The organism is Silvania confinis (genome assembly GCF_025564085.1).
GTDB lineage: Bacteria > Pseudomonadota > Gammaproteobacteria > Enterobacterales > Enterobacteriaceae > Enterobacter > Enterobacter confinis.
Genome location: NZ_JAMGZJ010000060.1, coordinates 37680 through 51470, shown reverse-complemented (window position 1 = coordinate 51470; position 13791 = coordinate 37680). Strand labels below are relative to the sequence as shown.

Annotated in this window: 12 protein-coding genes; 8 read left to right on the top strand and 4 right to left on the bottom strand. The window is 58.0% G+C overall.

What is annotated here, in order from left to right:
• The first annotated feature begins 53 nt into the window (after window positions 1-53).
• From fhuC to fhuB, 3 genes are read left to right on the top strand one after another with little or no spacing between them, the layout of a single operon-like run.
• Window positions 54-851, top strand: coding sequence for a Fe3+-hydroxamate ABC transporter ATP-binding protein FhuC (fhuC, locus tag M8013_RS00880; RefSeq protein WP_271265951.1), 798 nt, complete (start codon window positions 54-56; stop codon window positions 849-851).
• Window positions 851-1738 (top strand): Fe(3+)-hydroxamate ABC transporter substrate-binding protein FhuD, encoded by an 888-nt coding sequence (gene fhuD, locus M8013_RS00875; protein WP_418939515.1) that lies wholly within the window; start codon window positions 851-853, stop codon window positions 1736-1738. Before fhuC ends, fhuD begins: the two co-directional genes overlap by 1 nt.
• Complete coding sequence (fhuB, locus tag M8013_RS00870; RefSeq protein WP_271265950.1) at window positions 1735-3717, top strand: Fe(3+)-hydroxamate ABC transporter permease FhuB; 1983 nt, start codon at window positions 1735-1737, stop codon at window positions 3715-3717. The genes fhuD and fhuB overlap by 4 nt, the downstream gene beginning before the upstream one ends.
• A 108-nt stretch (window positions 3718-3825) precedes the next feature.
• Here the strand turns inward: fhuB and hemL are convergent, their stop codons facing one another.
• Window positions 3826-5106 (bottom strand): glutamate-1-semialdehyde 2,1-aminomutase, encoded by a 1281-nt coding sequence (gene hemL, locus M8013_RS00865; protein WP_271265949.1) that lies wholly within the window; start codon window positions 5104-5106, stop codon window positions 3826-3828.
• Between the two features lie 177 nt (window positions 5107-5283).
• On the opposite strand from hemL, the gene clcA reads away from it, so the two are divergent.
• Together clcA and erpA are read left to right on the top strand one after the other, a co-directional pair.
• Window positions 5284-6660, top strand: a complete 1377-nt coding sequence (clcA, locus tag M8013_RS00860; RefSeq protein WP_271265948.1) for a H(+)/Cl(-) exchange transporter ClcA — start codon at window positions 5284-5286, stop codon at window positions 6658-6660.
• Between the two features lie 79 nt (window positions 6661-6739).
• Entirely contained in the window at window positions 6740-7084 is a 345-nt protein-coding gene (gene erpA / locus M8013_RS00855) for an iron-sulfur cluster insertion protein ErpA (RefSeq protein WP_271265947.1), read from the top strand.
• A 47-nt stretch (window positions 7085-7131) separates the two neighbouring features.
• On the opposite strand, the gene M8013_RS00850 is transcribed toward erpA, so the two are convergent.
• From M8013_RS00850 to mtnN, 3 genes are read right to left on the bottom strand one after another with little or no spacing between them, the layout of a single operon-like run.
• Window positions 7132-7755: a TRIC cation channel family protein gene (locus M8013_RS00850; RefSeq protein WP_271265946.1), complete on the bottom strand. Its 624-nt coding sequence runs from the start codon at window positions 7753-7755 to the stop codon at window positions 7132-7134.
• A gap of 16 nt (window positions 7756-7771) precedes the next feature.
• Window positions 7772-8572, bottom strand: coding sequence for a vitamin B12 ABC transporter substrate-binding protein BtuF (gene btuF / locus M8013_RS00845; protein WP_271265945.1), 801 nt, complete (start codon window positions 8570-8572; stop codon window positions 7772-7774).
• Window positions 8565-9263: a 5'-methylthioadenosine/S-adenosylhomocysteine nucleosidase gene (mtnN, locus tag M8013_RS00840; protein ID WP_271265944.1), complete on the bottom strand. Its 699-nt coding sequence runs from the start codon at window positions 9261-9263 to the stop codon at window positions 8565-8567. The genes btuF and mtnN overlap by 8 nt, the downstream gene beginning before the upstream one ends.
• A gap of 83 nt (window positions 9264-9346) precedes the next feature.
• Here mtnN and dgt point away from each other — a divergent pair, with 83 nt between their 5' ends.
• The 3 genes from dgt to cdaR all read left to right on the top strand — a co-directional run bounded on the left by dgt (window position 9347) and on the right by cdaR (window position 13748).
• On the top strand, window positions 9347-10861 hold the full coding sequence (dgt, locus tag M8013_RS00835) for a dGTPase (RefSeq protein ID WP_271265943.1): 1515 nt from the start codon (window positions 9347-9349) through the stop codon (window positions 10859-10861).
• A 131-nt stretch (window positions 10862-10992) separates the two neighbouring features.
• Window positions 10993-12432, top strand: coding sequence for a serine endoprotease DegP (gene degP / locus M8013_RS00830; RefSeq protein WP_271265942.1), 1440 nt, complete (start codon window positions 10993-10995; stop codon window positions 12430-12432).
• Window positions 12433-12590: 158 nt separating this feature from the next.
• Window positions 12591-13748, top strand: coding sequence for a DNA-binding transcriptional regulator CdaR (gene cdaR, locus M8013_RS00825; RefSeq protein WP_271265941.1), 1158 nt, complete (start codon window positions 12591-12593; stop codon window positions 13746-13748).
• The last annotated feature ends 43 nt before the right edge of the window (window positions 13749-13791 follow it).

Sequence of the window (13791 nt, the reverse complement as noted above, 5' to 3'; positions counted from 1 at the left end):
TTTATTCTCTATTTTGGGCACGTTTTTCGTGCCCTTTACTTAAGTTGGCCACCATGCAGGATAACAAACCGCAATCTGATACCACCTTTGCGCTAAACGGTACTTCCTTTCGTGTTCCCGGACGCACGCTGCTGCATCCGCTTTCGCTGACCTTCCCCGCAGGCAAAGTCACTGGCCTTATCGGCCATAACGGCTCCGGCAAATCCACCTTACTGAAAATGCTCGGCCGCCATCAGCCGCCGTCAGAAGGCGATATCTTGCTGGACGGACAGCCGCTGGAGAGCTGGAACAGCAAAGCCTTTGCCCGCAAAGTGGCCTATCTGCCGCAGCAGCTGCCGCAGGCGGAAGGGATGACCGTACGTGAACTGGTGGCGATTGGGCGTTATCCCTGGCACGGGGCGCTCGGGCGCTTTGGCGTGGCCGACCGCGAAAAAGTCGAAGAGGCGATAATGCTGGTGGGCTTAAAGCCGCTGGCCCATCGTCTGGTGGATAGCTTATCCGGCGGCGAGCGGCAGCGGGCGTGGATCGCCATGCTGGTGGCGCAGGACAGCCGGTGTTTATTGCTGGATGAACCCACCTCGGCGCTGGATATTGCCCATCAGGTCGACGTGCTGGCGCTGGTGCATCGCCTGAGCCAGCAGCGCGGGCTAACGGTGATTGCCGTGCTGCATGACATCAATATGGCCGCGCGCTATTGCGACTATCTGGTGGCGCTGCGCGGTGGAGAGATGATCGCTCAGGGCTCGCCATCTGAACTGATGCGCAGTGAAACGCTGGAAAACATTTACGGTATTCCAATGGGTATTCTGCCGCATCCGGGTGGCGCGGCACCGGTGAGCTTTGTCTACTGATGTCTGATTTCATGATTAACCGCCGTCGGCTGTTGACGGCCATGGCACTTTCTCCGCTGCTGTGGAAAATGGGCACGGCACATGCCGCCGCCGTTGATCCCACGCGCATTGTGGCCCTCGAGTGGCTGCCGGTCGAGCTGCTGCTGGCGCTTGGTGTCACCCCTTACGGCGTGGCCGATATTCCCAACTACACCTTGTGGGTCAACGAACCCCGTCTGCCTGAGTCAGTGATCGACATCGGTCTGCGAACCGAACCCAATCTCGAACTGCTGACCCAGATGAAACCGTCGTATCTGGTCTGGTCGGCGGGCTATGGTCCGTCGGAAGAGAAACTGTCGCGGATTGCACCGGGACGAGGGTTTTCCTTCAGCGATGGCAAAAAGCCGCTGGCAAATGCGCGTAAATCGTTAAGCGAGATGGCACAGCTGCTGAACATGGAAGCGGCTGCCCGTTCGCATCTTGATCATTTCGACAGCGTGATTGACAGCTTCAAGCCCCGTTTTGCCGGCCGCGGCGATCGCCCGCTGCTGATGGTTACCCTGCTCGACGCGCGTCATATGCTGGTGTTTGGCAATAACTGCCTGTTCCAGGAAGTGCTGGATCGCTACGGGATTAAAAACGCCTGGGAAGGGGAGATGACCTTCTGGGGCAGTACTGCGGTGGGGATCGATCGTCTGGCGATGTTCCGTGATGTGGATGTACTCTGTTTCGACCATGGCAACGAGCGTGAAATGCAGGCGTTAATGGCGACACCTCTGTGGCAGGCGATGCCGTTTGTCCGCCAGCAGCGCGTGAAGCGCGTTCCTGCGGTGTGGTTCTACGGGGCAACGCTGTCGGCGATGCACTTTGCCCGGGTACTGGATAACGCGCTGGGAGGCCAGGCATGAAATCACGGATTGCCCTGTTCCCGGCACTGTTAATGACCACGCTGCTGGTTCTGGCGCTGGGTCTGACCTGGTCGAACCTCAATCTGGCCCTGCCGCGCGCGCAGTGGGGCACGGCGTTAGTCACCCCCGATATCGACAATATTCAACAGATGCTGTTCCACTACAGCCTGCTGCCACGGCTGGCGATCTCGCTGCTGGTGGGGGCGGGTCTTGGCCTGGTCGGCGTGTTGTTCCAGCAGGTGCTACGTAACCCGCTGGCGGAACCGACCACGCTTGGCGTGGCAACCGGAGCCCAACTGGGGATCACCATCATCACCCTGTGGTCGCTGCCGGGTGCGCTGGCACCGCAGTTTGCGGCGCTGGTCGGTGCCTGCGTAGTGGGGGCGATTGTCTTTGGCGTGGCGTGGGGTAAGCGCCTGTCGCCGGTCACACTGATCCTCGCGGGGCTGGTGGTGAGTTTGTACTGCGGCGCGGTTAACCAGCTGTTAGTCATCTTCCACCACGATCAGCTTCAGAGCATGTTCCTGTGGAGTACCGGCACACTGACGCAAACCGACTGGAGCATCGTTCAACGCCTGTGGCCACAGCTGCTGGGCGGCGTACTGCTGACCCTGCTGCTGCTGCGTCCGCTGACCTTAATGGGGCTGGATGACGGGGTGGCACGCAACCTCGGGCTGGCGCTGTCGCTGGCGCGGCTGGCTGCGTTAACGCTGGCGATTGTCATCAGCGCTCTGCTGGTCAATGCGGTCGGTATTATTGGTTTTATCGGCCTGTTCGCGCCGCTGCTGGCAAAAATGCTCGGTGCGCGGCGGTTACTCTCCCGCCTGATCCTGGCCCCGCTGATCGGGGCGCTGATCCTCTGGCTTTCCGATCAGGTGATCCTGTGGTTAACACGGGTGTGGATGGAGGTCTCGACCGGTTCGGTGACCGCGCTGATTGGCGCGCCGCTGCTGCTGTGGCTGCTGCCGCGCTTGCGCAGTATGAACAGCCCGGCAATGAATGGCGGGGATAAAGTCAGTGCCGAGCGCCATCATGTCCTCGGGTATGCGCTGGCGGGCGGTGCTGTGCTGATACTGGCGGTGATTGCCGCGCTGACGTTTGGCCGAGATGCTCAGGGCTGGCACTGGGCCAGCGGGGCGATGCTCGACGAGCTGATGCCGTGGCGCGCGCCACGCATTTTTGCCGCGCTGATCGCCGGGGTGATGCTGGCGGTGGCGGGCTGCATTATTCAGCGTCTGACCGGCAACCCGATGGCGAGCCCGGAAGTGCTGGGGATAAGCTCTGGTGCGGCATTCGGCGTGGTCCTGATGCTGTTCTTTGTGCCGGGCAATGCCTTCGGCTGGCTGATGCCGGCGGGCAGTATCGGTGCGGCGGTGACACTGCTGATTATTATGATTGCCGCCGGGCGCGGTGGATTCTCGCCGCACCGGATGCTGCTGGCGGGGATGGCGTTAAGCACCGCATTCACCATGCTGCTGATGATGCTGCAGGCCAGCGGCGATCCGCGAATGGCACAAATCCTGACCTGGATCTCCGGTTCAACCTATAACGCGACCACCGAGCAGGTAGTGCGCACCGGCATCGCGATGGTTGTGTTACTGGCGATCGTTCCTCTGTGTCGGCGCTGGTTAACGGTGCTGCCGCTGGGGGGCGATACTGCCCGTTCGGTGGGGATGGCGCTGAGCACCTCGCGTATTGGTCTGTTGTTGCTGGCGGCCTGCCTGACAGCCACCGCGACCCTGACCATCGGCCCGCTGAGCTTTATCGGTCTGATGGCACCGCACATTGCACGGATGATGGGTTTTCGTCGGACGATGCCGCACATGGTGATGTCGGCGTTAACGGGGGGGATTTTGCTGGTGTTTGCCGACTGGTGCGGACGGATGGTGTTGTTCCCGTATCAGATCCCGGCAGGGCTACTGTCGACCTTTATCGGTGCGCCGTACTTTATCTATCTGCTGCGTAAGCAGAGTCGGTAACAAATGCAAAACGGCAACCATCGGGTTGCCGTTTTGAGTGTTTTCTCCCTCTCCCTGTGGGAGAGGGCCGGGGTGAGGGCATCAGGCCGCACCCTACAAACAACGTTATCAGAGCTTCGCAAACACCTTACGCGCCGCGTCGATGGTGTTATTGATATCTTCTTCGCTGTGCGCAACCGACATAAAGCCCGCCTCGAACGCCGACGGTGCCAGATAGACGCCTTCTTCCAGCATCAGGTGGAAGAAGCGCTTGAAGCGCTCAACGTCGCACTTCACCACATCCTGGTAGCTGGTGACGGTTTTGGCTTCGGTGAAGAAGATCCCGAACATGCCGCCAACGTGGTTCACCACCAGCGGAATACCGGTATCTTCAGCGGCATCCAGCAAGCCGTTGGCCAGTTGGGTGGTGCGCGCGGTCAGGGTGGCGTGAATACCCGGCTGGGCCACTTCGTTTAAGCAGGCAAATCCGGCGGCCATGGCGATCGGGTTACCCGACAGCGTACCGGCCTGATACACCGGACCGGTCGGGGCCAGCGCATCCATCACGTCTTTACGCCCGCCAAACGCGCCTACCGGCATACCGCCACCGATGATTTTGCCCAGACAGGTCAAATCGGGCACCACGTCGTAATACGCCTGCGCACCCGCCAGCGCGACGCGGAATCCGGTCATCACTTCGTCGATAATCAGCAATGCATTGAACTCGTCGCACAGGGCGCGCAGGCCCTGCAGGAAGCCCGGTTGCGGCGGGATGCAGTTCATGTTGCCCGCCACCGGCTCCACGATGATGCAGGCGATCTCCTGCGGGTACTGCTCAAAGGCAGCGCGCACGGAATCCAGATCGTTGTAGGTACAGGTCAGGGTATGTTTTGCGAAGTCTGCCGGTACGCCCGGGGAGTTGGGTTGACCGAGGGTCAGCGCGCCGGAACCGGCTTTCACCAGCAGGCAGTCGGCGTGGCCATGGTAGCAGCCTTCGAACTTGATGATTTTGTCGCGACCGGTAAAGCCGCGAGCCAGACGGATGGCGCTCATAGTGGCTTCTGTACCGGAGTTCACCATGCGCACCATATCCATGGTCGGCACCAGTTCGGTGACCAGCGCGGCCATTTTCACTTCCATCTCGGTTGGCGCGCCAAAGCTCAGGCCGCGCTGGGCAGCTTCGATCACCGCATTACGGATAGCAGGGTGATTATGGCCCAGCACCATCGGGCCCCAGGAGCCGACGTAATCGATATAGGCTTTGCCATCCACGTCGTACAGGTACGCGCCATCGGCACGTTCGATGAACAGCGGTGTACCGCCCACGCCGGTAAAAGCACGTACGGGGGAGTTTACACCGCCAGGGATAAGTTCGCGGGCCGCGCTGTAAAGAGTTTCAGACTTGCTCATGGCGTCGTTCCTGGTTTCGGGAAAAGAATTAAGCTCGCTATTCTAAGTGATTCGCGCCGGGTTATGCACCTTTGCGCACTTTAATCCTACTATTCATTAATTAAATTGTTGCGACGCGGGCGGCGCTGGCCTTTAAAATGCCGATCTTTCCCTGACCTACCCATAAATGATCATCTGATGAAAACTGACGCTCCCTCTTACGAAATGCAGCAACACGCGCGGCTCTGGCGCAGAGTCAGGATCCGCCGTCTGCTGAACCGGGACAAAACGCCGCTGGCGATCCTGCTGATGGCCGCGCTGGTCGGTACGCTCGCAGGGCTGGTTGGCGTGGCCTTTGAAAAAGCGGTTAATGCGGTGCTGTACTGGCGCGTCGGCACCCTGGCGGGCTGGGCCGATCGCCCGCTGCTGGTCTGGCCGATGGCCTTCATCCTGTCAGCCTTGCTGGCGATGGTGGGCTACTATCTGGTGCGTAAATATGCCCCTGAGGCGGGGGGATCGGGCATTCCTGAGATTGAAGGCGCGCTGGAAGAACTGCGGCCAGTGCGCTGGTGGCGGGTGTTGCCGGTGAAATTTATCGGCGGGTTAGGAACGCTCGGCGCGGGCATGGTGCTGGGTCGCGAAGGGCCGACAGTACAAATCGGCGGCAATATCGGGCGCATGGTCGGGGATCTGTTTCGCATGCGCAGCGCCGAAGCCCGGCATACGCTGCTGGCGACCGGGGCCGCGGCGGGGCTGTCCGCCGCCTTTAACGCGCCGTTGGCTGGGATCCTGTTTATCATCGAAGAGATGCGCGCACAGTTTCGCTACAGCCTAATATCAATTAAAGCGGTCTTTACGGGCGTGATCATGTCGAGCATCGTCTTCCGCCTGTTTAATGGCGAAGCGGCGGTGATTGAGGTCGGCAAGCTCAGCAATGCCCCGCTGAACACGCTCTGGTTGTATCTGATCCTCGGCATGATTTTTGGCGTAGTAGGGCCTCTGTTTAATACGCTGATACTGCGGACGCAGGATATGTTCCAGCGCATTCATGGCGGGAACACCACGAAATGGGTGTTGGTCGGGGGGCTGCTGGGCGGGATGTGCGGCGTGCTGGGGATGATCCTGCCCGAGGCCGCAGGCGGCGGGTTTAATCTTATCCCGATCGCCACGGCCGGGAATTTCAGCATAGGTCTGCTGCTGGTGCTGTTTATCGTTCGAGTGGCGACGACGCTGCTGTGCTTTTCTTCCGGCGCGCCGGGCGGGATCTTTGCCCCGATGCTGGCCTTAGGTACCTTACTGGGGTCGGCCTTTGGCATGGCGGCCGCGGCCGGTTTTCCAGCATATCAGCTGGATGCCGGCACCTTTGCCATTGCCGGGATGGGCGCATTGCTGGCGGCGTCGCTGCGCGCACCGCTAACCGGCATCATCCTGGTGCTGGAAATGACTGATAATTATCAGCTCATTTTGCCAATGATCATTACTTGCCTTGGCGCGACACTATTAGCCCAATTCCTGGGCGGAAAACCGTTATACTCCACGATCCTTGCCCGCACCCTGGCGAAGCAGAATACTTGATTGAATTACCAGGGTATTAGATAATGACAATAAGCATTGGGTGATTTTTGCCCACTGGTAGTATTCATGGGAGCATAAGATGAGTGATGACGTAGCGCTGCCGTTGCAGTTTACAGAAGCAGCAGCCAGTAAAGTGAAAACCCTGATTGCCGACGAAGACAATCCGGATCTGAAACTGCGCGTATATATTACTGGCGGCGGCTGCAGCGGCTTCCAGTATGGTTTCACCTTTGACGATCAGATCAATGACGGCGATATGACGATTGAGAAGCAGGGCGTCGCGCTGGTTGTTGACCCGATGAGTCTGCAATATCTGGTGGGTGGAGCCGTCGATTATACCGAAGGTCTGGAAGGTTCCCGCTTTGTGGTGACCAACCCGAACGCGACCAGCACCTGCGGGTGTGGTTCGTCGTTTAGCATCTGATGGTAATGCCCGGTGGCGTCATAGCTTACCGGGCTTGTTACTCCGCTCTACCTTCCATTCTCATCCAGCGCAAACGTCGGCAGTTTTAAGTGCCAGCGGATTGCCGCCAGTCGAATGCCCAGCGTGACCACCATCCCGATCATCGCCGCTGTTTCGAGCTCAACACCAAAAGTATAAAACGCCGTGGCATGGACGATCCCGCCGATAATGCAGGCCGTGGCGTAGATTTCAGTGCGCAGGATCATCGGCACTTCACGCGCCAGGATATCGCGGATAATCCCGCCGCCCACGCCGGTTAAAACGCCCATACAGATAGCCACCATCGGGCCAGTACCGGCCATAAACGCTTTGTTGACGCCAATCCCGACGAATACCGCCAGACCGACCGCATCCAGCACCGGCAGGATCCATTTTGGCAGGCGACGCGGTTGGCGTACCAGCACGATAGTCAGCAGGCAGGTGACCATTGCCACCACCAGGTCGGTGGGATCCCTGACCCAAAATACCGGACCGTGATCGAGCGCCATATCGCGGATGGTCCCACCCCCCACGGCCGTCACCACGCCTAACACCAGCACCCCAAAGGGATCCATGCGCAGCTTACCGGCCAGCAGAACGCCAGAAATCGCAAAAACGGCTGTGCCAAGAATATCCAGCCAATAAACGAGCATCGTAATCCTCGAGAAATTAATGGCTCTGCGACAGCGCAGAGCAGAGTTGTTTCGCGGCGAGGATAATACGCGGGCTCGCGCGCTCAAACCAGTCACTCTTAAGGGCAATCACCGGTATTGTTAACTGACTTTGCCAGTAGCGTTCGATTTTGGGAATATCGCCCGCAGAACCGGCCACGACGATGACCTGTGGCTGGCGTGCCAGCACCTGTTCACGGCTTACTTGCGGCCAGGGCACACGGCTGGCGGCAAAGATATTCTCCCCGCCACACACTTCCAGCACCTGATGCTGCAGCGATCCCTGGCTGGTGGTGAATAAGGGTAGCTGGCCAAATTGCAAGAAGACGCGCTTCTTAGGCTGTGCACCGTATTGGGCTTTGAGGGCCGCAAACTCATCGAGCATTTGCTGTGCGGCCAGCCGGGCCTTTTCAGGGGTTGGGCTCCAGGGGGCGAGGTCTCGGAGGGCTTGCGCCACTTGCTCAATGCGGGTGGCGTCAATCCACAGCACTTTTATGCCAAGTGAGGTCAGCTGATTCACCTGACGTTCAGCATTGCCGCCACGCCAGGCGAGCACCAGATCCGGCTTCAACGCCACGATCCGTTCAATGTTCATGCCTTGCCAGCTTGCCACCTCTTCGATGTGCGTCGCTTCGGGGGGATAATCGGAAAAGCTGCTGACGCCAACGGGGGTGATCCCGGCGGCAAACGCCAGTTCGGTATTAGCAGGGGAGAGGGAGATAACACGCGGCGCGGCCAGAAGCCACGCCGGTGTCAGCAGAAACAGCGCAATTAGCGCCCTGAAAAAGGGCTTAGCCACGCGCCAGTTTCTGTACCAGGGTTTCAACCATCAGGCTGGACTGTTTGGCCGCCACCACGAGGAACTCGTCGAAGCTCAGATGAGACTCCTGATCGGCCACGTCGGAGATGGCGCGAACCACTACAAAGGGTACGCTGAAGTTATGGCAAACATGGGCGATAGCGGTCGCTTCCATTTCTACGGCAATCGCCTGCGGGAAGTTTTGACGGATTTTCGCCAGGTTTTCGGAGCCATTGATAAACGCATCGCCGCTGACAATCAGCCCACGCACGGCGTTGAGGTTAAGCTCTGCGATGCAACTTTCTGCGGCGGCAATCAATTGATCATCGGCTTTGAAACCTGCCGGACAGCCCGGAAGTTGACCCAGCTCGTAACCGAACGCGGTGACGTCGGCGTCGTGATAGCGCGCTTCGTCAGACACCACGATATCGCCCACTTTCAGCGTTGGCGCCAGGCCACCCGCCGAGCCGGTATTGACGATCACGTCTGGCTTGCAGCGCTCCAGCAGCAGCGTGGCGCCCAGTGCAGCAGAGACTTTACCGATACCGGATCTCAGCAGAGCAACGTCGGTCCCGTTCAGCTGGCCGGTGTAAATCTCGCAGCCACCCAGGGAGAGGGTCTGACGGTTTTCGATTTTGTCACGCAGCAGCGTAACTTCTTCTTCCATTGCTCCAATAATACCGATTTTCATAGATTTACTCGCGATGTGCCATGTTTGAAGGCATAGTCTATCATGCGCTTTAGGGGAATCGTATTTTCCGCGCGGGAGAGCACATGGCACAGATCGATTTTCGCACCAAGATTAACTGGCACCGTCGTTACCGCTCCCCGCAGGGGGATAAGAGCGAGCATGAGATCCTGCGGATCTTCGAAAGCGACCGCGGCCGCATCGTCAACTCCCCGGCGATCCGTCGCCTGCAGCAAAAAACCCAGGTCTTTCCCCTTGAACGTAATGCGGCGGTGCGCACGCGCCTCACCCACTCGCTGGAAGTGCAGCAGGTAGGTCGCTATATCGCAAAAGAGATTTTGAGCCGCCTGAAAGAGCAGCGCCTGCTGGAACCTTATGGACTCGGTGAACTGACCGGGCCGTTTGAAAGCATCGTCGAGATGGCGTGCCTGATGCACGACATTGGCAACCCCCCTTTTGGTCACTTTGGCGAAGCGGCGATCAACGACTGGTTCCGCCAGCGCCTGTTTCCCTCTGATGCCGCCAGCCAGCCGCTGAGTGTCGATCGCTGTGCGATCCCGGCCCTGCGCCTGCGCGAAGGGGAAGAGGCGCTGAACGAGCTGCGTCGCAAAGTCCGTCAGGACCTGTGTCACTTCGAAGGCAATGCGCAGGGCATCCGTCTGGTGCATTCGCTGATGCGCATGAACCTGACCTGGGCGCAGGTGGGTTGCATCCTCAAATATACGCGTCCGGCATGGTGGCTGGGTGATCCGCCCGCCACGCATAATTATTTGATGAAAAAACCCGGCTATTATTTCTCGGAAGAGGGTTATATCGACCGGCTTCGCGAGGCGCTGTCCCTGACGCCCTATGGCCGTTTTCCATTGACATGGATTATGGAAGCTGCAGACGATATTTCGTATTGCGTGGCCGATCTGGAAGACGCCGTGGAGAAAAGAATATTCAGCGTCGAGGAACTTTATCAGCATCTTTATGATGCCTGGGGAACGCATAAGAAAGGCTCGCTATTCTCGCAGGTGGTCGAAAATGCCTGGGAAAAATCCCGTTCCAATACCTTGAGCCGCAGTACCGAAGATCAGTTCTTCATGTATTTACGCGTCAATACCTTAAATAAACTGGTGCCTTACGCCGCCGAACGTTTTATTGACAATATGGCGCAGATTTATCAGGGAGAATTTAACCATGCGCTGCTTGAGGATGATAGTAGCTACAGCCAACTGCTTGAACTGTATAAAAATGTCGCTGTACACCATGTCTTTAGCCATCCAGAGGTTGAGCAACTGGAATTACAAGGATATCGCGTCATCAGCGGCTTGCTCGAAATCTACAGTCCGTTGCTACAATTATCCGTCGAGGCCTTTAGCGAGCTGGTAGAAAAGGAGCGAGTGCGCCACTTGCCGATTGAATCGCGCTTATTTCATAAACTCTCACCTCGCCATCGCCTGGCCTACGTGGAAGCCGTCAGTAAATTTGACCGGCAGCAGCCTGACTGGCCGGTGCTTGAGTTTTATTATCGCTGCCGCCTGATCCAGGACTATATCAGCGGGATGACCGATTTGTATGCCTGGGATGAATACCGCAAGCTGATGGCAGTGGAATAAGCTCAGCGTTTTGTAAAGACGAACAATAAATTTTTACTTTTTCCAGAAACTTAATACCGGAACTTCGTGCGAAGAAATGAATCTGATATACACAGCAATTGTGCGTGACCTGTAAATCGAGATTAAGAAACATGAAAAAAACCACATTAGCAATGAGTGCACTGGCTTTAAGTTTAGGTTTAGCGCTGTCTCCTCTCTCTGCTATCGCAGCTGAGACCGCATCTGCGGCGAGCAGTGCTCAGCAGATGCCAAGCCTGGCGCCGATGTTAGAAAAAGTGATGCCGTCGGTCGTGAGTATCAACGTAGAAGGCAGCACCACCGTCAATACACCGCGCATGCCGCGTAACTTCCAGCAGTTCTTCGGCGATAACTCGCCGTTCTGCCAGGAGGGTTCGCCGTTCCAGAGTTCACCGTTCTGTCAGGGTGGTGGCGCAGGGGATGAAGGCGGCAACGGCGGCGGCCAGCAGCAGAAGTTTATGGCGCTGGGTTCGGGGGTAATCATCGATGCCGCTAAGGGCTACGTCGTTACCAACAACCACGTGGTGGACAATGCCAGCAGCATCAAAGTGCAGCTGAGCGACGGGCGTAAGCTTGACGCCAAAATGGTGGGTAAAGATCCGCGCTCTGATATCGCGCTGATCCAGATTCAGGATCCAAAAAACCTGACCGCGATTAAGCTGGCTGACTCCGACGCGCTGCGCGTGGGAGACTACACCGTGGCGATCGGTAACCCGTTCGGCCTGGGCGAGACGGTCACTTCCGGGATTGTTTCTGCGCTGGGTCGCAGTGGCCTGAATGCGGAAAACTATGAGAACTTTATCCAGACCGATGCCGCGATTAACCGGGGTAACTCCGGCGGTGCGCTGGTCAACCTGAACGGGGAGCTGATCGGGATTAACACCGCGATCCTTGCCCCGGACGGCGGCAACATCGGCATCGGTTTTGCTATCCCGAGCAATATGGTGAAAAACCTGACGGCGCAGATGGTTGAGTTTGGTCAGGTGAAACGCGGTGAGCTGGGTATCCTCGGCACCGAGTTGAACTCTGAGCTGGCGAAAGCGATGAAGGTGGACGCGCAGCGCGGCGCCTTTGTCAGCCAGGTTATGCCAAACTCGTCGGCGGCGAAAGCGGGCATTAAAGCCGGGGATGTGATCACAACCCTGAACGGTAAGCCGATCAGCAGCTTTGCGGCGCTGCGCGCGGAAGTGGGCTCGATGCCGGTGGGTAGCAAAGTGACGCTGGGCCTGCTGCGTGAAGGTAAGCCAGTGACCGTGAACCTGGAACTGCAGCAGAGCAGCCAGAATCAGGTTGATTCCAGCACCATCTTCCAGGGGATCGAAGGTGCGGATATGAGCAACAAAGAGGGGGATAAAGGCGTAGCGGTGAACAACGTGAAAGCCAATACCCCGGCTGCCCGTATCGGCCTGAAGAAAGGCGATGTGATTATTGGCGCCAACCAGCAGCCCATTAAAAACATTGCTGAACTGCGTAAGGTCCTCGACAGCAAACCGGCGGTGTTGGCGCTGAATATCCAGCGTGGTGACACCTCTCTCTACCTGCTGATGCAGTAAGTTGTACCGCCCCTGTTTCCGTCGGGAAACAGGGGCTTTTCCTGCCTTTCTGTGAACCCTTCCACAAGTCCATACTTCTACCCGTCAGTTTGTGCATACGCACAATGCAGCGTTGTCTATTCTTCCTTATGCTTGAGCTCTGCTCAGAGGAGGGCGATATGGCTGGCTGGCATCTTGATACCAAAATGGCGCAGGATATCGTGGCGCGAACGATGCGCATCATCGATACCAATATTAACGTAATGGATGCACGTGGGCGGATCATTGGCAGCGGTGATCGCGAGCGTATTGGGGAATTGCACGAAGGCGCGCTGCTGGTGCTCTCTCAGGGGCGCGTGGTCGATATTGACGATGCGGTGGCGCGTCATCTGCATGGCGTGCGTCAGGGGATCAACCTGCCGCTGCGTCTGGAAGGCGAAATTGTCGGGGTGATCGGCCTGACCGGTGAGCCGGAGTCGCTGCGCAAATACGGTGAGCTGGTATGCATGACGGCTGAGATGATGCTGGAACAATCACGTCTGATGCACCTGCTGGCACAGGACAGCCGCCTGCGTGAAGAGCTGGTGATGAACCTGATTCAGGCAGAAGAACATACCCCCGCACTGACCGAATGGGCACAGCGTCTGGGCATCGATCTCAACCAGCCCCGCGTGGTGGCGGTAATTGAGGTCGACAGCGGTCAGTTGGGTGTCGATAGCGCCATGGTCGAGCTTCAGCAGCTGCAGAATGCGCTGGCGACGCCTGAGCGTAATAACCTGGTGGCGATTGTCTCGCTCACTGAGATGGTGGTACTGAAACCGGCGCTGAACCAGTTTGGCCGTTGGGATGCTGAAGATCACCGTCGCCGGGTCGAGCTGCTGATTGCGCGGATGAAAGAGAACGGGCAACTGCGCTTTCGAGTGGCATTGGGTAACTACTTTACCGGCCCGGGAAGCATCGCGCGCTCCTGGCGTACCGCCCGCACCACTATGATGGTCGGTAAGCAGCGGATGCCCGAGAACCGCAGCTATTTTTATCAGGATCTGATGTTGCCGGTGCTGCTCGACAGCCTGCGCGGCGGCTGGCAGGCTAATGAGCTGGCGCGACCGCTGGTGCGTCTTAAAGCAATGGATAACAACGGCTTACTGCGCCGCACGCTGCAGGCCTGGTTCCGCCATAACGTGCAGCCGCTGGCCACCTCGAAGGCGCTGTTTATCCATCGCAATACGCTGGAATATCGCCTGAACCGCATCTCGGAATTAACGGGGCTGGATCTGGGGAATTTCGACGACAGGTTGCTGCTGTATGTGGCGCTGCAGCTGGACGAACAGAGGTAGATAAAAGCAAAAGGCAACGGCAGTTGCCTTTTTTAGTGTTTGC

What these genes read in the sequence shown, in the direction of transcription:
- fhuC (WP_271265951.1), top strand. Translation starts at nt 54, where the DNA reads ATGCAGGATAACAAACCGCAATCTGATACCACCTTTGCGCTAAACGGT.
- fhuD (WP_418939515.1), top strand. Translation starts at nt 851, where the DNA reads ATGTCTGATTTCATGATTAACCGCCGTCGGCTGTTGACGGCCATGGCA.
- fhuB (WP_271265950.1), top strand. Translation starts at nt 1,735, where the DNA reads ATGAAATCACGGATTGCCCTGTTCCCGGCACTGTTAATGACCACGCTG.
- hemL (WP_271265949.1), bottom strand. Translation starts at nt 5,106, where the DNA reads ATGAGCAAGTCTGAAACTCTTTACAGCGCGGCCCGCGAACTTATCCCT.
- clcA (WP_271265948.1), top strand. Translation starts at nt 5,284, where the DNA reads ATGAAAACTGACGCTCCCTCTTACGAAATGCAGCAACACGCGCGGCTC.
- erpA (WP_271265947.1), top strand. Translation starts at nt 6,740, where the DNA reads ATGAGTGATGACGTAGCGCTGCCGTTGCAGTTTACAGAAGCAGCAGCC.
- M8013_RS00850 (WP_271265946.1), bottom strand. Translation starts at nt 7,755, where the DNA reads ATGCTCGTTTATTGGCTGGATATTCTTGGCACAGCCGTTTTTGCGATT.
- mtnN (WP_271265944.1), bottom strand. Translation starts at nt 9,263, where the DNA reads ATGAAAATCGGTATTATTGGAGCAATGGAAGAAGAAGTTACGCTGCTG.
- dgt (WP_271265943.1), top strand. Translation starts at nt 9,347, where the DNA reads ATGGCACAGATCGATTTTCGCACCAAGATTAACTGGCACCGTCGTTAC.
- degP (WP_271265942.1), top strand. Translation starts at nt 10,993, where the DNA reads ATGAAAAAAACCACATTAGCAATGAGTGCACTGGCTTTAAGTTTAGGT.
- cdaR (WP_271265941.1), top strand. Translation starts at nt 12,591, where the DNA reads ATGGCTGGCTGGCATCTTGATACCAAAATGGCGCAGGATATCGTGGCG.